This is a genomic window from Micromonospora palomenae, assembly GCF_007829925.1.
In the GTDB taxonomy this organism is placed as follows: Bacteria; Actinomycetota; Actinomycetes; order Mycobacteriales; family Micromonosporaceae; genus Micromonospora; species Micromonospora purpureochromogenes.
Genome location: NZ_VIXA01000002.1, coordinates 946,558 through 965,528, shown reverse-complemented (window position 1 = coordinate 965,528; position 18,971 = coordinate 946,558). Strand labels below are relative to the sequence as shown.

At 72.6% G+C, this 18,971-nt stretch carries 21 protein-coding genes and 3 tRNA genes; 9 read left to right on the top strand and 15 right to left on the bottom strand.

The features are described from left to right. Positions 1-14: 14 nt before the first annotated feature. Entirely contained in the window at positions 15-320 is a 306-nt protein-coding gene (locus FHX75_RS15585; protein ID WP_154940649.1) for a hypothetical protein, read from the bottom strand. Between the two features lie 160 nt (positions 321-480). Between FHX75_RS15585 and FHX75_RS15580 the strand changes: the two genes are divergently transcribed. Next, positions 481-1,359 (top strand): 3-hydroxyacyl-CoA dehydrogenase family protein, encoded by an 879-nt coding sequence (locus FHX75_RS15580; protein ID WP_154940647.1) that lies wholly within the window; start codon positions 481-483, stop codon positions 1,357-1,359. After that, positions 1,356-2,099: an enoyl-CoA hydratase/isomerase family protein gene (locus tag FHX75_RS15575; protein WP_154940645.1), complete on the top strand. Its 744-nt coding sequence runs from the start codon at positions 1,356-1,358 to the stop codon at positions 2,097-2,099. Before FHX75_RS15580 ends, FHX75_RS15575 begins: the two co-directional genes overlap by 4 nt. Before the next feature lie 60 nt (positions 2,100-2,159). On the opposite strand, the gene FHX75_RS15570 is transcribed toward FHX75_RS15575, so the two are convergent. Continuing rightward, on the bottom strand, positions 2,160-3,515 hold the full coding sequence (locus FHX75_RS15570) for an ABC transporter substrate-binding protein (RefSeq protein ID WP_154940643.1): 1,356 nt from the start codon (positions 3,513-3,515) through the stop codon (positions 2,160-2,162). Between the two features lie 166 nt (positions 3,516-3,681). On the opposite strand from FHX75_RS15570, the gene FHX75_RS15565 reads away from it, so the two are divergent. Next, positions 3,682-4,071, top strand: coding sequence for a hypothetical protein (locus FHX75_RS15565; protein ID WP_154940641.1), 390 nt, complete (start codon positions 3,682-3,684; stop codon positions 4,069-4,071). A 38-nt stretch (positions 4,072-4,109) separates the two neighbouring features. On the opposite strand, the gene FHX75_RS15560 is transcribed toward FHX75_RS15565, so the two are convergent. Then, positions 4,110-4,523, bottom strand: coding sequence for a hypothetical protein (locus FHX75_RS15560; RefSeq protein ID WP_154940639.1), 414 nt, complete (start codon positions 4,521-4,523; stop codon positions 4,110-4,112). Between the two features lie 118 nt (positions 4,524-4,641). On the opposite strand from FHX75_RS15560, the gene FHX75_RS15555 reads away from it, so the two are divergent. Beyond that, complete coding sequence (locus FHX75_RS15555) at positions 4,642-5,346, top strand: DUF2786 domain-containing protein (RefSeq protein WP_154940637.1); 705 nt, start codon at positions 4,642-4,644, stop codon at positions 5,344-5,346. A gap of 79 nt (positions 5,347-5,425) precedes the next feature. On the opposite strand, the gene FHX75_RS15550 is transcribed toward FHX75_RS15555, so the two are convergent. Next, positions 5,426-5,941, bottom strand: coding sequence for an SRPBCC family protein (locus FHX75_RS15550; RefSeq protein ID WP_154940636.1), 516 nt, complete (start codon positions 5,939-5,941; stop codon positions 5,426-5,428). Between the two features lie 172 nt (positions 5,942-6,113). Here FHX75_RS15550 and FHX75_RS15545 point away from each other — a divergent pair, with 172 nt between their 5' ends. Next, positions 6,114-7,154, top strand: a complete 1,041-nt coding sequence (locus FHX75_RS15545; protein ID WP_154940634.1) for a hypothetical protein — start codon at positions 6,114-6,116, stop codon at positions 7,152-7,154. Positions 7,155-7,305: 151 nt separating this feature from the next. Here FHX75_RS15545 and FHX75_RS15540 read toward each other — a convergent pair whose 3' ends face one another. Continuing rightward, the gene (locus FHX75_RS15540; RefSeq protein ID WP_154940632.1) at positions 7,306-8,001 is read right to left on the bottom strand and encodes a cation diffusion facilitator family transporter; all 696 of its coding nucleotides are present in this window, start codon (positions 7,999-8,001) and stop codon (positions 7,306-7,308) included. After that, positions 7,998-8,357: an ArsR/SmtB family transcription factor gene (locus FHX75_RS15535; protein WP_154940630.1), complete on the bottom strand. Its 360-nt coding sequence runs from the start codon at positions 8,355-8,357 to the stop codon at positions 7,998-8,000. Before FHX75_RS15535 ends, FHX75_RS15540 begins: the two co-directional genes overlap by 4 nt. Before the next feature lie 231 nt (positions 8,358-8,588). On the opposite strand from FHX75_RS15535, the gene FHX75_RS15530 reads away from it, so the two are divergent. From FHX75_RS15530 to FHX75_RS15515, 4 genes are all read left to right on the top strand, one after another. Further along, positions 8,589-9,182, top strand: coding sequence for an RNA polymerase sigma factor (locus FHX75_RS15530; protein ID WP_246158094.1), 594 nt, complete (start codon positions 8,589-8,591; stop codon positions 9,180-9,182). Then, entirely contained in the window at positions 9,179-10,336 is a 1,158-nt protein-coding gene (locus FHX75_RS15525; RefSeq protein ID WP_154940628.1) for a CU044_5270 family protein, read from the top strand. Before FHX75_RS15530 ends, FHX75_RS15525 begins: the two co-directional genes overlap by 4 nt. Positions 10,337-10,422: 86 nt before the next feature. Then, complete coding sequence (locus FHX75_RS15520) at positions 10,423-10,848, top strand: GNAT family N-acetyltransferase (protein WP_246158091.1); 426 nt, start codon at positions 10,423-10,425, stop codon at positions 10,846-10,848. Between the two features lie 259 nt (positions 10,849-11,107). Next, the gene (locus FHX75_RS15515; RefSeq protein WP_154940626.1) at positions 11,108-11,434 is read left to right on the top strand and encodes a hypothetical protein; all 327 of its coding nucleotides are present in this window, start codon (positions 11,108-11,110) and stop codon (positions 11,432-11,434) included. A 429-nt stretch (positions 11,435-11,863) separates the two neighbouring features. Here the strand turns inward: FHX75_RS15515 and FHX75_RS15510 are convergent, their stop codons facing one another. The 9 genes from FHX75_RS15510 to FHX75_RS15470 all read right to left on the bottom strand — a co-directional run bounded on the left by FHX75_RS15510 (position 11,864) and on the right by FHX75_RS15470 (position 18,953). After that, complete coding sequence (locus FHX75_RS15510; protein WP_154940624.1) at positions 11,864-12,682, bottom strand: hypothetical protein; 819 nt, start codon at positions 12,680-12,682, stop codon at positions 11,864-11,866. A 604-nt stretch (positions 12,683-13,286) separates the two neighbouring features. Beyond that, positions 13,287-13,360 (bottom strand) — tRNA-Phe (locus FHX75_RS15505). 102 nt (positions 13,361-13,462) lie between these two features. Continuing rightward, positions 13,463-13,539, bottom strand: a tRNA-Asp gene (locus FHX75_RS15500). A 33-nt stretch (positions 13,540-13,572) separates the two neighbouring features. Next, positions 13,573-13,645: transfer RNA gene (locus FHX75_RS15495), tRNA-Glu, on the bottom strand. Positions 13,646-13,800: 155 nt separating this feature from the next. After that, positions 13,801-14,601: a polysaccharide deacetylase family protein gene (locus tag FHX75_RS15490; RefSeq protein WP_154940622.1), complete on the bottom strand. Its 801-nt coding sequence runs from the start codon at positions 14,599-14,601 to the stop codon at positions 13,801-13,803. A 74-nt stretch (positions 14,602-14,675) separates the two neighbouring features. After that, positions 14,676-15,617, bottom strand: coding sequence for a MerR family transcriptional regulator (locus tag FHX75_RS15485; RefSeq protein ID WP_154940620.1), 942 nt, complete (start codon positions 15,615-15,617; stop codon positions 14,676-14,678). Beyond that, positions 15,607-16,212, bottom strand: coding sequence for an isopentenyl-diphosphate Delta-isomerase (gene idi, locus FHX75_RS15480; protein WP_154940618.1), 606 nt, complete (start codon positions 16,210-16,212; stop codon positions 15,607-15,609). The genes FHX75_RS15485 and idi overlap by 11 nt, the downstream gene beginning before the upstream one ends. Positions 16,213-16,288: 76 nt before the next feature. Next, entirely contained in the window at positions 16,289-17,770 is a 1,482-nt protein-coding gene (crtI, locus tag FHX75_RS15475) for a phytoene desaturase family protein (protein WP_211364475.1), read from the bottom strand. 28 nt (positions 17,771-17,798) lie between these two features. Beyond that, positions 17,799-18,953 carry a polyprenyl synthetase family protein gene (locus FHX75_RS15470; protein ID WP_154940616.1) on the bottom strand — a complete coding sequence of 385 codons (1,155 nt, stop codon included), beginning with the start codon at positions 18,951-18,953 and terminating at the stop codon, positions 17,799-17,801. Between the last annotated feature and the right edge of the window lie 18 nt (positions 18,954-18,971).

The window sequence follows — 18,971 nt, the reverse complement described above, 5'->3', positions numbered from 1 at the left end:
GCCCCGGCGCGGGCCTAGACCTGCACGGTCGGGGGCAGCTGCTCCGGCGGGAGCCCGCCGTCGCCGTCGACCACCTCGTCCGGGGTGCCGTCCTCGTCGATGTCGACCATCGTGATGTCGACCTTGCCGTCACCGTCGGTGTCGAACTGGAACAGGTCGGCCTTGCCGTCACCGTCGGTGTCCACCACCCACACGTCGGTCTTCCCGTCGTTGTTGGTGTCGGCGCGGAGCAGGTCGACGCGCTCGTCGCCGCGCGTCTCCACGGTCTCCCCACCCTCGCTGGTGCCGGTGCCGTCCACGGTCTCCGGTGCCTGGCTCATGCGCTACGTCCTTCCCTTGACGTTGAGGGCCGTCTGTACCCGGTCCGGCGGTCCCCCACGCATGCCGCCCGGGGCACTGCTGCATAGGGTCGCACCCAGGAGCGGGCGGCAGGGCGCGACGGAGACCCCGGCGCGTCGCCGCGCGCAGCGAGGGAGCGTCATGAGTGGTCGTTTTGTCGTCGTCGGTGCCGGCACGATGGGGCTCGGGATCGCCTACGTCGCCGCCGGTGCGGGACACGCCGTCGAACTGGTCGAGGTGGACCGGGGCCGGTCGGAGGCGGCGGCCGCGCGCCTCGGTGAGCTGTGGGACCGGGCCGTGCAACGCGGGAAGCTGAGCGCCGACGAGGCCGCCGGGCACCGGGCCCGGGTGACCCTGCGCGCGGCGCTGGCCGAGGTCGCGCCGGAGCCGGACGTGGTGGTGGAGGCGGTGCCCGAGCGGCTCGACCTGAAGCGCGCCGTGCTGCGCGAGGCCGAGAAGCTGCGCCCGGTGCTGCTGGGCAGCAACACCTCCAGCATCCCGATCGCCGAACTGGCCGACCCGCTGGAGCGGCCGGAGCGCTTCCTCGGCCTGCACTTCTTCAACCCGGTCTGGGCGATGGCCCTGCTGGAGGTCGTGGTGGGCCCGGCGACCGCCCGGGAGACCACCGAGGCGGCCGTCGCGCTCGCCGGCCGGCTCGGCAAGGACCCCGTCGTCGTACGCGACATGCCCGGCTTCGCCACCTCCCGGCTCGGGGTCACCCTCGGCCTGGAGGCGATCCGGATGGTCGCCGACCAGGTGGCCAGCCCGGCCGACATCGACAAGGCGATGGTGCTCGGCTACCGGCACCCGGTCGGTCCGCTGGAACTCACCGACCTGGTCGGACTGGACGTCCGGCTCGACATCGCGCGCACCCTCCAGGCCGCCTACGGCGAGCGCTTCGCGCCGCCGCCGCTGCTGGTGGAGATGGTCGCCGCCGGGAAGCTCGGCAAGAAGTCCGGCCAGGGCTTCTACCGCTGGGTCGACGGCCGCAAGGCCGACGGGGAAGGGGTGGACCGGTGAGCGGGCTGCGGATCGAGGAGCTGCCGGACCGGCTGGTGGTGACGCTGGACCGGCCCGAGAAGCGCAACGCGATCGACGCCGACCTGATCGGCGAACTGCACGAGGTCTGCGCCGAACTGGAGGCCCGGCCCCGGCTGCTGCTGCTCACCGGCGGCACCGAGGGCATCTTCGCCGGCGGGGCGGACATCGGCCAGCTGCGCGAGCGCGGCCGCACCGACGCCCTCGCCGCGATCAACCAGGCGGCCTTCGCCCGGATCCGGGCCCTGCCGATGCCGAGCGTGGCCGCGGTGGACGGGCCGGCGCTGGGCGGTGGCGCCGAGCTGGCGTACGCGTGCGACCTGCGGGTCTGCACGGCCCGGGCGGTCTTCGGCCAGCCCGAGGTGCGGCTGGGCATCCTGGCCGGCGCCGGCGCGACCTACCGGCTGCCCGCGCTGGTCGGCGAGGCCCGGGCCAAGGAGCTGCTCTTCACCGGCCGGCGGGTGGACGCCGAGGAGGCGCTGCGGATCGGCCTGGTCAACCGGGTGGTGGCCGAACCGGCCGAGTTGCTGCCGAGCGCGCACGAGCTGATCGACGAGATGGCGAAGGGCTCGGCGCTGGCGCTGCGGCTGACCAAGCTCGCGGTGGACGCGCCGCCGGCCGCGCACCCCCACCTCGACCTGGTCAGCCAGGCGGTGCTCTTCGAGGACGAGGAGAAGCGGCGGCGGATGACCGAGTTCCTGGAACGGCGCCGCTCCCGCTGACCCACCCCGTACGCGCGACGGCCGCACCGGATGTCCCGGTGCGGCCGTCGTCGTCGGTGCTCAGTGCCGGATCGCCACGTCCGCGTCGTCCAACGCCCGGATCAGCCCGGCGGACTCGGCGAAGCCGATGACCAGTACCGCCTCCGGGGCGTAGCTCTTGATCTCCTTCGCGGTGCCGACGAAGTCGACGCCGTCGGCGCCCTCGCCGTCCGCCGGCGGCTCGTAGGTCAGCAGCTTCACCCGGTCGCTGCCGAACCCGGCCCGCTCCAGTTCAACGCGGACGGTCTCCTGGAGACCCTCACCGTAGGAGTCCTTACGGGCCACCACGACGATCTTGTGCGGACCGTCGCGCAGTATCACGTCGGCCAGCGCCCGGCCCTGGAGGCTGTCCGGCGGGGCGGTGCGGAAGTAGAGGCCCTTGTCGTCGGCCTGGGTCAGCCCCGAGTCGGTGTTCGACGGGGAGAACAGGATCCGCCCCGCGGCGACCACGTCCGGCAGCACCGAGCTGGAGATGCCGGAGCCGCCGGCGCCGATGATGACCTGCACCTTGTTGCGGATGTGCGAGGCGACCGTGGCCTTGGCGACCGTCGGGCTGGTGCCGTCGTCGCCGTCGATCCACACCATCGGCTCGCCCAGCACGCCGCCGGCGGCGTTGATCTCCCTGACCGCCAGCGCCGCGCCCGCCGCGAGCGGCGGGTTGGCCAGGGCCAGGTCACCGGTCTTCGGCAGCAGGCCGCCGAGGATCAGCGGGGAGCCGTCGCTGCGGTCGTTCTTGCCGCCGCGCTGCTTCTTGGGCTTCGGCGGGGCCTTGGTGCTCGCCGCCGTCTCGAAGCCCGCGCCGACGAACTCGGTCTTCGCGTCGTTGATCTTCTGGGCGTCGAAGTGCAGCGTCGCGTAGCTGGCGGTGGCCGGCTCGCCCTCGTCCGTGAAGCCGGCCCGGGTCAGCGACGGGCCGCGGTATTCCACGTCCTGCCCGTCGCGGGCCAGGGTCAGGCAGGTCTCGGCGTCCGAGCAGCGCTGACCGTTGTTGGTCACGCCGACTATCTGCTTGGCGATGTCCGCCGGGTCGGTACTGCCGGCGAGCTGCGCCGCCAACGCGCTGATCATGACCGCGTCGTACGCCTCGGCGGCGTAGAGGAAGTCGGCCAGCTTGGGATCGACCGCCAGTAGCCGGTCCTTGAAGTCGTCCGTCAGCGGCGTCAGCGGGGTTGTGCCCTTCATGCCGTCGACCAGGTCGGCGCGCTCCTTGAGCTCGCCGGCGAAGGAGTTCAGCATGTTGCCGTCGGTGCCGTACAGACGCACCTGTTGGGTGGCTGTGTCTTCGGGCTTGTCGGTCGTCCCGCAGGCGCTGGTGACGAGCAGGAACGCCGCACCCGCCGCCAGGATGGCAGCGCGCGGGCCGCGTGTTACGAGCATGGTCGTCCTTACCTTTGGGGAGTTCCGCTGGGCACCATAGCGCGCCGGGGCGGCGGGTGGGAGCGTGGATGCCACCGGTAGGCGTCGGCCATCCGTCACGGATACGCTCCGTGATCAACGGGCTGTTCCGGGTCACCGCTTGACCCGCCGTCCTACTGTGCGTCAGGTGACCGAAGTACCTGACCAGACGCTCGACGACGCGACCGCCGTGCTCCGTTCGGCGTTGGCCGGGGACGGTGACGCGGTGGTGGGAACGTTCGACGCCGTGGTCGACCGGTCCGGGCTCGCCGGGGCGTACGGGGTGGCCTGGTGCCTGGCCGCCACCATGGTCGGCGACCCGCCCCCGCCCGGCGCCTGCGCGCTGGACTTTCCGGGCATCGACGAGGCCGGTTACGACACCCGCTGGGTGGCCCGCTTCGTCAGCGCGTACGCGAACCACGACGCGGACACCGGCGAGGCGCTGTTCGGGGCGGCAGCCGCCGACGGCCTGCTGCCGGACTGTCTGCTCACTCTCGCCGGCTCGACCGTGGCCACCCTGCGCAGTCGGGCCGGTTGACGGCGCGGCGCCCGGTTCGGGCGCCGCGCCGGCCTCCCTCAGTACGCGTGGTACGCCACCAGCGGCTCGTACTCGTAGCGCAGCGTCTCGAAGCGGACCTGGAACCGGACCCCGTCCCGCACGTTCGTCGCCACGGTGATGAAGCCCGACTTCGACGGCAGGTACGTCCGGTAGTTGCACTTGTCCGTCTTGTCCACGAAGATCACGCACGCCTCGACGCCGAACTCGCTGGCGTTGCGGACGTTGATGTCCTTGCACCGGGTGCTGGTGCGGTACGGGCCGGCGTCGCCGCCCCAGCCGCCGGTCTGGAAGTACGAGCGGACCGCGCCGCCGTAGCAGGTGGCGTACGACTCGAACAGGTTGGTCTCGGGGGCGGCCTGTGCGGGGGAGCCGAGGGCGAGCAGCGACAGCGCCGCCGTGGTTGCCGCCAAACGGGCGACCGGGGATGCCATGCGGTTGCCTCCAGGGATGGGGGTGCACCCTGCGTTGCGGACAGGGTGCCGAGCGTGGTGATGGTACCGGCGGTTCGTCCGCAGTGGACCATCCCACCGATGTGATAGCTCTGGTGACATGTCCGAGGCGATGCTGAGCAAGGTGCGCAAGTTGCTGGCCAAGGCCGAGGACCCGGCCTGCACGCCCGCCGAGTCGGCGGCCTTCACCGCCAAGGCCACCGAGCTGATCGCCCGCTACGGCGTCGACCGGGCGCTGCTGGCCGCCCGCGACCCGGCCACCGACCCGGTCGGCGACCGGGTGGTCGACGTCGTCGCCCCGTACGCGCGGGACAAGGCCGGGCTGCTCGCCGCCGTCGCCGACCCGCTGCGCTGCCGCTGCGTACGCCGGGCCCGGGGCGACGGCTTCGCCCTGCACCTGTTCGGCTTCGCCAGCGACCTGGAACGGGTCGACCTGCTCTTCACGTCGCTGCTGGTGCAGGCCGCGCACGGGCTGTCCGGGACGGCCGTGCCGGCCGGCGAGCATCCGGCCGCCTTCCGCCGCTCCTGGCTGGCCGGTTTCGCCCGGGTGGTCGGGGAGCGGCTGCGGGCCGCCGAGGCGGGCGCGGTGGCCGAACGGGACGGCCCGTCGGTCGAGCTGGTCCTGGCGGACCGTTCGGACCGGGTGGCCCGCCGGGTGACCGAGGTCTACCCGAGGCTGCGTACCGCCCCGGTCCGCCGGCTGGCCGGCACCGGCTTCGGCGCCGGGGCCGAGGCGGGCCGCCGGGCGGACCTCGGCGGTCGTGGGGTCGTCGACGGCGCGGGCGGCCAGGGGATCGCGGGCTGAGCCGTGCCGGCCCCGTTTCCGGCCCAGCGGTGAGGCTCCGGCCGGGGCGCACCTGCCGCTCGTGTCGCCGTGGGCTGGCTCAGTTCGACTCGGCGTCGTACCGGGTGAGGGTGTCCAGGTAGCGGCTGAGCAGCTCGTGCCAGCCGGCGGTGAGCGCCTCCCGGTAGCCCTCGGCGGCCGCGCCGTGCCGGTCGAAGTGCCGGTGCTCCACCTCGATCCGGGTCTGCCCCGACCCGTCGGGCAGGAACAGCACCTCCACCTCGCTGGCCCGCGCCGGATCCGGCACCGGCACCCGGTCCGGGCCGATCTGCCAGGTGAAGACGAGCCGCTTCGGCGGATCCCAGGTGAGCACCCGACCCCAGTCGCTGCGGAATCCGTACGGGCCGATCTCGTAGAGCATGCCGCCGGCCTTCGGCTCGATCCCCAGCTCGGCCAGCGCCTCCGGCCCCGACCAGGTGTATTCGCGGACCCACCAGTCGGCCAGCGCCCCGGTGAACACCGCGAACGCCTGCTCTGCCGTCGCTGGGGCGAGGAGGGTGCTGCGGAGTGCGTACCGCTCGACGTCCTGCCGGACGTCCGCCATCTCCTGTCCCATAGGCCCGGACCATACCGGCTCATGCCTCGCTGTGCAGCTTCGCGTACTGCCCCCTTCCGGACAGTCGTTCGGAACCCACCGTGTCGGATTCGCCACGGATGGCCACCGGGAAACCGGGTAACCGCGCCTGACGTGGCCCGACGGCCGGACCGCGGGTGAGGGAGCGGGAAGCATGAGCGAGAGCGGGGCGGCGGCGCGCGGACCGGACCGGACCGGCGGGGGTCCGGAGCTCGAGCCGGACGTCCTGCTGGACGTCCCCGGGCTGTCCGTCGACTCGCTCCGGCTGGCGGTGGACGGGCTCGACGCGGATCTGTCGCTGCGCGCCCGGCTGGCCAACCTGCTCCAGCTCGACGCCGGCGTGCGGGTGCACCTGGAACAGGTGGAGCTGGACGTCGAGGGTGTCCGCGCGGAGGCGGTGCTGAAGGTCCGGCTGGAGAAGGTGCTGGAGATCCTGGACCGGGCGTTGAGCACCATCGACCGCAACCCCCAGATCATCGCCGCGCTGGCCAACAGCGCGAACCTCACGCTGAACGACGTCAACCGGGCGGCCGACCGGGTCGCCAACGCGGCCACGCCGGTCGTCAACCAGGCCGGCCAGCAGGTGGGCCAGCTCGGCCAGGTGGCCGGACAGCCGGTCGGCCAGGCCGGCCAACCGGCCGGGCAGGTGGCGCAGCAGCAGGGGATGCCGTTCGGAGCGCAGGTTGGTGGGGCCGTTGAGGCCGGGCAGCCGGGGCGGCAGGGCGCCGAGGCGGGGGTTCAGACGGGCCAGCAGGGCGGCGCGGCGGCCGGCGTAGGCCCCGGTGGGAGACCGGCAGGCCCCGAGGGCCGGTCAGCCGGACAGACTGCCGGCCAACCGGCGCCGACCGCACCGGAGCGGCCCGCGGGGCCTCGCCCGGAATCGCCGGCCGGTCCGTTGCCGGCGGGGTCGCCGCCGGAGCCGCCGCTGGGCCCGCCGCCGCTGTCCGGCCGGGCGGGCGCCGAGGGGGGTCGGCCCGCCGACCGGGGTACCACCGCGGGCGACCGCGAGTCGCGCGGCGCCGCCGAGGGCGGCGGATCGACCCAGGGCGGGCGGCAGCAGGGCGGAGCCGCGCAGGCGTCCCAGCTCGCCGGGCAGGCGGGCGAGACGCTGCGGCAGGCCGGTCGGAGCGTCTGGGAGGCGATCCAGGGCGGCATGGCGCAGCGACGCCAGGGGCAGCAGCGCCGGGACCGTTGACACGAAACCCGGCACCTCAGCTCCGCAGCTTCCGATGACGGGTGGAAAACGTGGCGGGGCCTACTCGAGCGACGCCCAGCGTGACCGGGATGAGCAGGGCCGGCGAGGCCAGTCCCAGCATGTTGTCCAGCAGGGGACGGCGACGGTCCGGTCACGCGTTCCGGTCGGTGCAGCAGCCATCGGCGCAGCCCGGGGACCCGCCGGTGGCGTCGACGGCAGGCAGGGGTGCGCAGTCGTCGCAGTGTTCACCCCGCCAGGCTTCGACGCCTTCCTTGACCGCGACGCCGGCGATGACGAGCGCGGCGATCGGGTCGGCCCATGACCAGCCCCAGGCGGCGTTGAGGACCAGGCCGACGAGCAGTACTGCGGAGAGGTAGGTGCAGAGCGTGGTCTGTGTCGAGTCGGCCATGACCGTTGCCGAGCCGAGCTCCCGTCCGGTGCGCCGCTTGGCCGCCACGAGGAGCGGCATCACGAGCAGCGACGCCAGGGCGAGGCCGATCCCCACCGGGCTGGCGTCGGCGTCGCCGCCGGCCAGCAGCGAGCGGACGGCGTCGAAGGTCACCCAGGCCGCGAGGGCGAAGAACGACGCGCCGATGAGCCGCAGCGCCAGGCGTTCCCGATCCTCGGGCACCCGGGAGCGGAACTGCCAGATCAGCACGGCCGCGCTGGACACCTCGACGAACGAGTCCAGGCCGAAGCCGATCAGCGCCGTCGACGAGGCGGCCGCGCCGGCGGCGATGGCGACCAGGCCCTCCAGCAGGTTGTAGCCGGCGGTGGCGTAGGCCAGCCAGAGGCTGCGCCGGGACAGCACCGCCCGACGCTCGGGGGTCAGCAGCGAGGCGCTCACGCCGTCACCTCCGCCGAGGGCTCGGCCGACGTCCCGTAGGTCGGGCACAGGGCGACCGCCTCGCCGGTCGCGGCGAGGACCTGTTCGGCCGAGCGCAGCAGGTCCAGGAGCTCCGGCCGCGTCAGGGCGTAGAACGACTGGCGGCCCTCGGCCCGATAGTCGATCAGCCCGCAGTCACGAAGACACGCCAGGTGCTTCGACACCGTCGACTGCGCCAACTTCAGCTCGCCGGTCAGGTCCACCACCCGAGCCTCCCCGGTCGCGATCCGGCGCAGGATGGCCAGCCGGGTCGGGTCGCCGAGGGACCGGAACAACGCCACCGCTGGGGCCAGCCCGGGAGCGCAATCAATCGCCATGCCGTGATGATAGTCAAACCCGGCGATCGATCTGCGATCCACGCCCACAGAGGCGGGATGCCGGGGCGGCCGGCTCAGGGGGGACCCTGACACCGGGTCAATGATGGCCGCATGAGCCCGAGTGACACGGAACCGCTGTTGCTGGCCGGCCGTCTCGTGATCGTGGTCGTCAGCCTCTTCGTGCTCGCACTCGGACCGATGTAAGAAGCGGCGTGCCCGAGACATTTCCTGGTGACGGAGAAACTCGAACAGGAAGGGCCGAAGCCAGTGCCAGAACCCCCGGACGATCATTTCAACGCTGTGTACCAGGCGCACCACCGGCAGGTGTACGCCTACGCCGTCACGCGCGCCGGTCGTCAGCTGGCCGATGAGGTCGTGGCCGAAACGTTCCTGGTGGCGTGGCGGCGGTTGACGGAGCTGCCGAGGGCGACGCCGCTACCGTGGCTGCTTGCCGTCGCCCGCAATGTCGTGGGTGAGCGATACCGCGCAGAGGAACGGCAGCAGGCCATTGCCGCCGAGATGCGCGCGTGGATTACCGACGAGGAGTTGTCCGTTGCCGACGTGGCGGACGGCGTCGCCGAGCGGGCCGCGGTGCTCACTGCTCTGGCTCAATTGTCCGACGGCGACCGCGAATTGTTGACGCTGGTTGCCTGGCATGGGCTGACGCCAGGTCACGCAGCTCGGGTCCTCGGCTGCTCTACAGCGACGTACTACGTACGCCTGCATCGCGCCCGGCGTCACCTGAAGGACGCCATGGCTGTCGCCACCGAACTGGACCTGCCTCGACCCGCCGCCACCCTCGTCCCGAAGGAGTCGACCCGATGAGCCGATCACCAGATGTCATGAATCTGCTTGCCGAGGCCCGGCCGGCACGACTGGACCCACCGCCGAACCGGGGCGAGCACACCGCACAGGCCGTCGCCGGCATCTTGGCCGACGTTCGGGCGGCCGGAGGGCAGGCCGCGCTCGATCGGCCTCGCAGGCCTGGCCGGGTACGGCTGGCTGTGCTGGGGACGATGGGGGTGGCTGCGGCGGCCGTCACCGCCGTCGTGGTGGCCGTGCCCGGACCAGGCACCGCTCCGCGCAATGCACCCGACGCCGCACCCGACGTCGTGTCGCCCGCCACGCAGGCGCCGATGGACTCCAGGCGGTTGTTGCTCGTGGCAGCCGAACGCAGCGACAGAGCCCCGCAGACCGGCGGGCGCTATCTGACCCTCCAAACGGAGAGCGGCCACGCGGTGCCGGTCGAGGCCGCCGACGGCACGTACACCATGTTCCACAAGACCGGTGGCCAGTATTGGCTGGCCCGCTCCAGCGCCGACAGCAGTTGGGCAAGTTCGCAGCCGCTCGGCGCCGCGCCCGCCACCCCGAGCGACGAGGCCGCCTGGCGCCGCAACGGTTCCCCGACCGTTGTCAGGATCACCAAGCCGAAGCCGTACGACCTGCAGATCGCCCCGGGCGAGGTCTACCGCGAAAGGGTGGACCCGGCACACCTCTTCGCCCTCGGCGACCGAAACGTGTCGCAGGCACAACTCGATGCGCTGCCGACCGACCCGGCCGCTCTCCGCGCCGCACTGCTCAGCCGCTTTGAGGGAGGAGGTGGCGACATGCCCACCGACCGCAACCAGTGGCTGTTCACCGTCGCCGCCAGCTTGGTGATCGACCTGCCGGTCAGCAACGAGGTCCGCGCCGCCGCATACCGCATGCTCGCCACGGTGCCGGGAGTGCGCGGGCTGGGAGTTGTCCACGACATGCGTGGTCGGCCCGGGCAGGCGGTTGCGTTCGCGCAGGACAGCCCCGGGAACGGCCGCGTCGAGGTGCGTCTGATCATCAACCCGGACACCGGGCAGGCCCTGGCCAGGGAGATGCGCGTGATGAAGCCGCGTGGCTCGTGGTCGTGGCTCGCTCCGGGCGCGCTGTACACGTATGACCTGGTGCTCGTATCGAAGAACACCGACGACAACCCGCCGACGAACTGACCTCCTGAACACCCGGCCGGCGGCGGCACAGCAGCGCCGCCGGCCGTCACCCCGCCGGCGCGGCCGGCTTCGCTATCGTCTTGTCCGTGCCCGCCTGGACCATGCGCTCGGCGACTGTCGCCGACATCGCTGCCGTACTCGAGTTCTGGCGGACCGCTGCCGAGGGGGCGCACCGCCCGCCGGACAGTGCGCAGGCGCTCGAGGCGCTTCTCGAACGTGATCCTGAGGCTCTCCTCCTCGCCGTGGACGACTCGGCGCTGATCGGCACGGTCATCGCCGGGTGGGACGGCTGGCGTTGTCACATCTACCGGCTGGCGGTAGCACCCGAGCGGCGCCGGCAGGGCATCGGTCGCCTGCTGGTCAAGGCGGCCGAGGAACGGTTCCACCGACTGGGCGGTATCCGGGTCGACGCCATGGTGCTCGACGACAACGCCGGGGCACACCCTGCTTGGCGAGCATGCGGCTACGAGCGGCAGGCCGAGTGGTCACGGTGGGTCAAGCCGCTCCAGTAGGCAGAGCGCCGGCCTGCGTTTCCGCTGGTCGGCGCTCTAGTAGCCCGGCGAAAGGCTATGTGGCCAGGGGCGGGGTCGAACCGCCGACCTTCCTGATTTCAGGCACCCGCATTTCCGCAGGTCAGAGCGCTGCCGGAGGTGCCGTGCAAATACCATGCGACGTCGCTCCGCATCGCGGTTTGCCGGGTGGCCGTGCAACATCTCCGCCTGCTGCGGGTTGGCGGGATTGCAGCTTGACACCCCTTGAACGATGGGCCGCATGAGCGTGAGTGACCCGGACCCATTATGGATCGCCTTCCGCCTCGTGATCGTGGTCCTCGGCCTCGCCATGGTCGTGCTCGGGGTGCGCGTGGCCGTGTCACGACGGTTTCCCCCTGCCTGGATTCGGGTTGGGCGCCTGCCGGCGAGCCAACGGTCCCAACCCGTGCGCATGGGCGGCGGCCAAGCGTTGGTCGGTGCGAGCCTGCTGATCCAGCAAGCACCGTTCCTCATTCCGATGCCCTTCCCGGTCGGAGCCGCATTGATCGTGGCGGCCCTGCTTCTTGCGGGGGCTGCGGTGGGGTGGTTCGTCCTGCGGCGGGACTAGCTACGCATGGTGATGTGCCGAGGCAGCCCGTGCCACATCACCATGCGCGGCCAGCTCCGAAAGTGCCTTGGCGATTTCGCGGTCGCGGCCGTTGACGGCGTGAGCAGTTCAGCCGCAGTAGCCGACGCCGGCCGACAACGGTCTCAATCTTTGGAGGCAGGGGCCGGCGACGCTCTCCCGGCCCAGGCCGGGATGACGGGTGGCCGTGCGATCTACGTGCGACAAGGGGCGGCCAGCAGCGGGATTCCGGGGTCAACGGTGTTAATCTGCGCCGCCGCTTCGCCGTAGGCGGCGAGGGCCTTCTCGTAGCTGGGGCGCGCCGACTCGCAGTACGGAAGAAGCGGTGCGGCACGAGCTCGGCGATGCTGTCGAGCAGCGCCTCACGGAGCTGTCCGAGGTCGCCGCCTGTCCGCTCGATCGCGTCCGTGGTCACGAGGTCGCCGGGGCGCGGCCCCGACGGGCTGCTCCCGGAAGCACGCCGGGCGGGATGATGCCGAACCAGGCTCCGGCGGCGGCCATCGAGGCGACGACGTACGCCACCCACCACCCGAGCAGCGCCCACACACCCTGGGCGACGGCGCCGCCCAGGCAGGGCACGACGAGCAGGAGAAAAAGGTAGGCCAGACGGCCGTGCGACAGGCTGTTCTCCTTCGGCAGCCTCCGGGCCTTGCGGAACGGAATGAGTCTGACTCCGTAGGGACGACGGCGCAGCGTGAAACTCGCCGGCCAGAGCCGCCCGTACCCGGCCACGTCGACCACGCTGACGCCGGACCCGTGCCGGACCATGGCCTGACGCGGCCTGGTCAGCTCGCGCAACCACGGTTCCCAGACCACGCGTTGGTGCAGGACACCGCCGTCCCGGCCGCTCACCGTCAGCCACACAGCGTATCCCTTGGGACTGGTGTCGATCCCGCCGGCGGCGCTCACGGCGTGCGCCGCACCGGTGACCCGCCCCGCACTTCCCGGCTGCGGCGACTGCGCGAGATGCGCGGTCACCATGACGCGCCTCGCGGGAGCACGAGCGGCACCCCACCACTGCACCAGGCGGACGAGCCAGGACAGCACCAGAAGGGCTCCCGGAGCCAGCGCCACAAGGATGACGACCTCTCCGTGCTCGACCCGCGGGTCGGTACCCAGCCGGTACCCCAGCGCGATGAGGGCGGCCAACGCGACGACGCTGCAGATCACGACCATCGGCGCGCGAGCACGCCGATTCGCCAAGGTCGCTGCACTTCCGCTGCTGGCCACCGCGTCGTCCTCCCCGTTCGCCCCTCCAGAGGTCGCCGCGACGTTAGCAACGCCGAGCAAGGCTCACATCGCGCGTCCGTTCCAGATTTTCACCGCGTCGGACGGCGGTGGCAGGCTCTCGTGCAGTGCGGTGCGGTCGCGGACGGGCCCTAAACCGATCGCTTCGAGCCGATGATGAGCGGGCGGTCCGCATCTGGTCCGCAAGTGGTCGACCGATAGCAGGGGAGCAGTGTGCGATGTCGAGAAGGGTTTCCGCTGCTAGACGCCCACACGCCCAGGTCGGCGGGGGGAGTAATTTGATCTCATAATCCCTCGGTCGCCGTGCCCGTTGCGTGTCCGTTGACACGGGAGCCGTGGATCAACGGCGGTCAGCTCGTCTGCGCGAGATCAGGCTCATTGTGAGGGATGGCGGGTTGCGTCCAGGGCCGATGTGACCGGTTCACCGGAGAGCGGCGTGCAGCGAACGTGCAACTAGCGGCGGCGATCAAGGGCCAGGAGCGGTCAACCACGGGCACCGGCGATCCAGCCGGCAAGGGCGCACAAAGCAAGATCCCCACCGACGTTTCCGCTGGTGGGGATCTCTGTAGCCCGGCGAAAGGCTATGTGGCCAGGGGCGGGGTCGAACCGCCGACCTTCCGATTTTCAGTCGGACGCTCGTACCAACTGAGCTACCTGGCCGTGGTGCTCGGACCATGCTACCCGGAAGGCGGGGTCTCCGCCGAAAGGGTCACATGCTCCGATACGCAGAACGCCGCGCAATGGTTCACGCGGCGTCGGCGCTGGCGGTCCTGACGGGACTTGAACCCGCGACCTCCGCCTTGACAGGGCGGCGAGCACTCCAACTGCTCCACAGGACCTGGCTGGTGTTGCATCCGGCCTGAGCCGGACCGTGCCCCCAACGGGATTCGAACCCGTGCTACCGCCTTGAAAGGGCGGCGTCCTGGGCCGCTAGACGATGAGGGCGGCCCCGCCATCATTGCACACTCGCAACTTCAAGCGGACTTGCTCCCATCCGGCCCCGCCGGAGGCATGAGAAGCATATGCCATGCCCGGTCAGTGGACCAAACCGGTATGGCCGGTGGCACATTCGCCGACAAAACCGCAGGTCAGAGGGGGTGTCACCGGGGTGGGGCGACGCCGAAGCGCCGCTTCAGGTCGGTGATCAGGTGCGGGCAGGCGGCCAGGGTGTGGCTGCGATCGCCCCCGCCGTCGTGCATCAGCACGATCGCGCCGGGGCGGGCGGCGCCGTGGACCCGCTTGGCGAGGGTGGCGGCGGTCGGCTTCGCCCAGTCCTGCGGGTCCACGCTCCAGTGCAGCGACCGCATGCCGAGCTGCCGGGCCACCGCCACCACCTCCGGGGTCCACCGGCCCCCCGGTTGGCGATAGAACGGCACCTTGGCGCCCGGCACGGCGGCCTGGATCGCCCGGTTGGTCCGGGCCAGGTCGGCCCGGATCTCGGCCACCGGCCGTCGGCCCAGGTCGAAGTCGTGCCGCCAGCTGTGGTTGCAGAGCTGGTGACCCTCACGGACGATCCGGGCGACCAGCTCCGGGTGCTTGCGTACCTCGGTGCCGACCAGGCAGAACGTCGCCTTGACCCGGGCGGCCCCCAACTGGTCGAGCACCTTCGGCGTCCAGGCCGGGTCCGGGCCGTCGTCGAAGGTCAGCGCGACGGCGCGTACCCCGGTGGCGCGCCGCAGGCCGGCGGGCAGCGTGGTGGGCTTCGGCCGTAGCTTGGGCTTGGGTTTCGTGGTCGGCCGCGGGGTCGCTGTCGGTGACGGGGCGGTCACCGGCGATGGACTCGCCGCCGCCGTCGGGGCGGGAGCCGCGGCCTGCTGGGGCTCCCGTTGCGGTTCGCCGCAGCCGCCGGCCAGGAGCAGGACCAGGCCGAGGGCGGCCGCCAGGACGGGGCGTGCACGCATCGTCACTCCGAGGGGGGTCGGGTACGCGGTAGGCCCCGACGGTAGTGGACGACGCGCCGATCCGGCAGGGTCGGTCAGGCCCCGCTCGACTGATCCAGCGAGTCCCGGACGGCCAACGCCAGCGACACCGCCTCCGTCAGGTCGACCGGCCGGACCACTCCGGCGGGCAGGGTGTCGGCCTGCCAGCCGGGACCGGCGGCCAGCACCAGCAGGGGGCGTCGAGGCATCCCGAGCAGGGCGGACAGCTGCCGGGGGTCGGCGGTGGCGCGGGTGTGCGACCAGAGCACCACCGCGGCCGGACCGGTCCGGTTCACCGCCTCGATCAGCGCCGCGAGCGGCACCCGGGCACCGAGCATGCGATACGCCACACCCGCCTCGGCGAGCGTGGCGGCCAACGCCTCCAACGGCAGGGTGTGCTGTTCCTCGTCGGCGCAGGCGAGCAGGATCCGGGCCGGGGCGGCGGCCGGGCCGGGCCGGGCCACCGTGGCGAACGCCTCGGAGACGCACCGGGACATCAGGTGTTCGACCTCGATCAGGCCGGCGGTCGCGGCGTGCCGCTCCCCGATGCCGGCCAGCACCGGGCGCAGCAGGCCGTCCCAGGTGGCGACCACGCCGTCGCGGGCGAGGGCGCTGGCGATGGTCTCGCTGATCGCCGCCGAGTCCAGTCGCATGGCGGCCCGGGCCAGGCCACGGGCGACCGGCCCGGCCCGGCCGACCGGGATCGTCTGCCCGCCGCCGTCCCGACGGGCTCCGGCGCGCAGCCGTACCTCGGCGGCGGGACCGACTCCGGGGCTCTGCTTCGCCCAGCGGGCCGCCTCGGCCGGGGTGATCCCCTCCGCGGTGAGCCGACGCATGATCTCCAGGCGCGCGAGGTCGGCCGGCGTGTAGCGCCGGTGGTGACCCGGTACGTGCTGGCTGGGACCGAGGCCGTAGCGCTGGTGCCAGGTACGCAGCGTGGTGACCGCCACGCCCAGTCGGCGTGCGACGGCCCCCGCGCTCAGCGCCTCATCGGCCACCCGACCGCTCCGACGCGTCGTCCGCCGGAACGCCGGACGGGATGGTGGTGTCGGCGGGGCCGCCGGCGCGCAGCAGCCGGCTCACCACCCCGCCCAGCCAGGGCGCGTACGCGCGGGGGTCCGCGTCGATCTCGGCCATCAGCCGTACCGGGTCGACCCAGCGCAGCTCGGACACCTCGTCGGGGTCCGGCAGCACGGTGACGTCGGCCGGCACGTCGGCCCGCAGCACGTGGTCGTACTCGAACTCGACCCGGCCGGTGGCCGGGTCCTCGGCGTAGTAGAGGTAGACGCCGATTTCGGTCAGCGTGACCGGGGCGGCGCCCAGCTCCTCGGCCAGCCGGCGGTTGGCGGCCTCCACCAGCGACTCGGCCGGTCGGGGGTGGCCGCAGCAGGAGTTGGCCCAGCGCTGCGGGAACCGGGTCTTGATCGGGGCCCGCCGTTGCAGCAGCACCCGGCCGGCCGGGTCGACCAGCAGCACCGAGAAGGCGCGGTGCAGCCGCCCCGGCGCCTGGTGCGCCGCGGCCACGGTGGCCTCGCCGAGCACGTTGCCGCGGTCGTCGACCAGCTCGACCAGGTGCCCTTCCCGGGACGTCACCGGACCCGCCCCCCGTTCCGCGTGTGCATCGCGCCCGTCCTGCCTGTGCCGCGCCGTCGGGCCGCGCTCCGCGCGCTCACCGCCCGGCACCGGTGATCCGGTTGGCCGCCAGCTTCCCGGAGATCAGCACCATCGGTACGCCCACTCCCGGCTGGGTGCCGGAGCCGGTGAACACGACGTTGGGCAGCTGCCGGTGCAGGTTCGACGGGCGGAACGGGCCGGTCTGGAAGAGGCTGTGCGCGGCGGCGAACGGCGTACCGGCGGCCATGCCCTGCTCCTCCCACTCGGCGGGGGTGATCGTACGCAGCACCTCGATGCCGGCGCCGAAGCCCACGTACCCGCGTTCCTCCAGCGTCGCCACGAGCTGGTCGGCGTAGCGCCGGCTCAGGTCGCCGCGCCAGTCGAACGGGCCCCGTTCCAGGTTCGGTACCGGCGCCAGCACGTAGTAGGTGTGCCGCCCGGCCGGGGCCACCGCCGGATCGGTCCGGCTGGGGTTGGTGACCAGCAGCGACGGGTCGGTCATCAGCTCACCGCGCCGGATGACCTCGTCGAAGGTGCCCTTCCACTTGCGTCCGAAGTGGATGTTGTGGTGGGCGATCTTCTCATACCCCTGGGTCGAGCCGACGTGCAGCACGACGCAGGAGGGCGAGTAGGTCAACTTCCGTTGGCGGGTCGGGGGCAGCAGGTCACGGTAGGCGACCGGCAGGTCCGGGTTGAGCACCACCACGTCGGCCGGGATCAGCTCGCCGTCGGCGGTCAGCACGCCGGTGGCCCGGCCGTTGGCGGTCTCCACCCGGGTCACCGTGGTGCCGTACCGGAACTGCACGCCGTGCTTCTCGGCGGCGCCGGCCATCCCCCGGGAGACCGCGTGGATGCCGCCGCGCGGGAAGTAGACCCCGGCCACCGAGTCGAGGTACGCGATGACGCTGTAGATGGCCAGCGCGTCGTGCGGCGCGAGGCCCGCGTACATCGCCTGGAAGGAGAAGATGCGCTGGGTACGTGGGTCCCGGAAGAACTGGTTGATCTTCGTCTGGAGTCGCCGGAACGCGCCGTTGGTCAGTAGCTTCACCAGGTTGGCGGTGAGCAGGTCGGTCGGGGCGTCCAGGTTGCGGTCGATGAAGTCGGTCCGCTCCCAGTGCCACAGGTTGCGGGCGTAGTCCACGAAACGCAGGTAGCCGTCGGCCTCGCGGGCGCCGCACACCCGGGCGATCTCGGCGGCCATCCGGGTGGTGTCGGTGATGACGTCCAGCGTCGAGCCGTCGGGGTACCAGGCCCGGTAGGCGGGGTCGACCGGGGTGAGGTCCAGCCAGTCGTCGAGCTCCTCGCCGACCGCGCCCAGTGCCTCGGCGATCAGGTCGGGCATGGTGAGCACGGTGGGGCCGGTGTCGAACTCGTACCCGTCGACGGCCAGCCGGCCGGCCCGGCCGCCCGGCACCGGCTCGCGCTCCACCACGGTCACCTGCCGGCCGCTGCCGGCCAGGTGCAGCGCGCACGCCAGCCCGCCCAGGCCCGCGCCGACGACCATCACCCGATCCGTACGCCCGTTCACGGTCCGCACGTGACCACCTCCTTCGCAAGGTCGCTCATCATGCCCGCCGCCGGGTCGCGGCGGTGGCGAGGCCGGTCAGCGCGGTGCGCGCGGTCTCGTCGATCGACGCGGTGTCCAGCGCGGTCAGCGCCTCGGACACCCGGTCGGAGATCATCCGCTCGACCCGGGACACCGCCCCGGTGTCGGCGACCAGTTCGGCGAGTCGGGCCACGTCCCGGGCGCCGGTGACCCGGCCGGCCCGCTCCAGCGCCCGCCGCTGGCCGGGGGTGGCCAGTTGGCGGGCCAGCATCAGCAGCGCGGTCGGCTTGCCGGTACGCAGGTCGTCGCCGGCCGGCTTGCCGGTGGTCGCCGGGTCGCCGTAGACGCCGAGCAGGTCGTCGCAGAGCTGGAACGCCTCCCCGACGGCCAGGCCGTAGCGGGTGTACGCGGCGATCAGTGGCGCGTCGGCGGCGACGCCGGCCAGGCAGGGGCCGAAGAGCAGCGGGCGCTGGACGGTGTAGCTGGCGGTCTTGTAGCGGGCCACCCGCAGCGCCCGGTCCACCGACCAGTTCGCCGGATCGTGCTCGCCCAGCACGTCGAGGTACTGCCCGGCGATCGTCTCGATCCGCATCTGGTCGTAGCAGCGCCGCACCTCGAACAGCCGGGCCGGCGCCACGGTGGCGTGGCTGAGCAGCCGGTCGGCCCAGACCAGGCAGAGGTCCCCCACGAGTACGGCCACGGCCTCGCCGAACCGGGCCGGGTCGCCGGCGTACCCGGCGGTGACGTGTCGGGCGGCGGCGGCGCGGTGCGCGGTGGGCCGGCCGCGCCGGGTGTCGGAGCCGTCCATCACGTCGTCGTGCACCAGCGCGAAGGTGTGCAGCAGTTCCAGGGCGGCGAACGCCGGCAGCACCGTCGGCAGCGGTTCCGCGCCGCCGACCACCCCGCGCCAGCCCCAGTACGCGAAGGTCGGTCGGACCCGCTTGCCGCCGGCCAGGACGCAGTCGCGCGCGGTGGCCGCGAAGCCACCCATCGCTGCGTCGATCTCGGTGAGTGCGCCGACCTCGGCGGCCAGGAAGGCCGCCAGGGTGTCGTCCACCCCCTTGATCAGCTCTTTCGTGAACGCGGCCAGTACGCCGCGGACCGGATCGTCCGTCGCTCCCGGCTGTGCCGGCGCGACGCGGAGCGTATTACCCGCGACTGCGTCGTTGGCCATGGGAGCGAGCGTACCCTA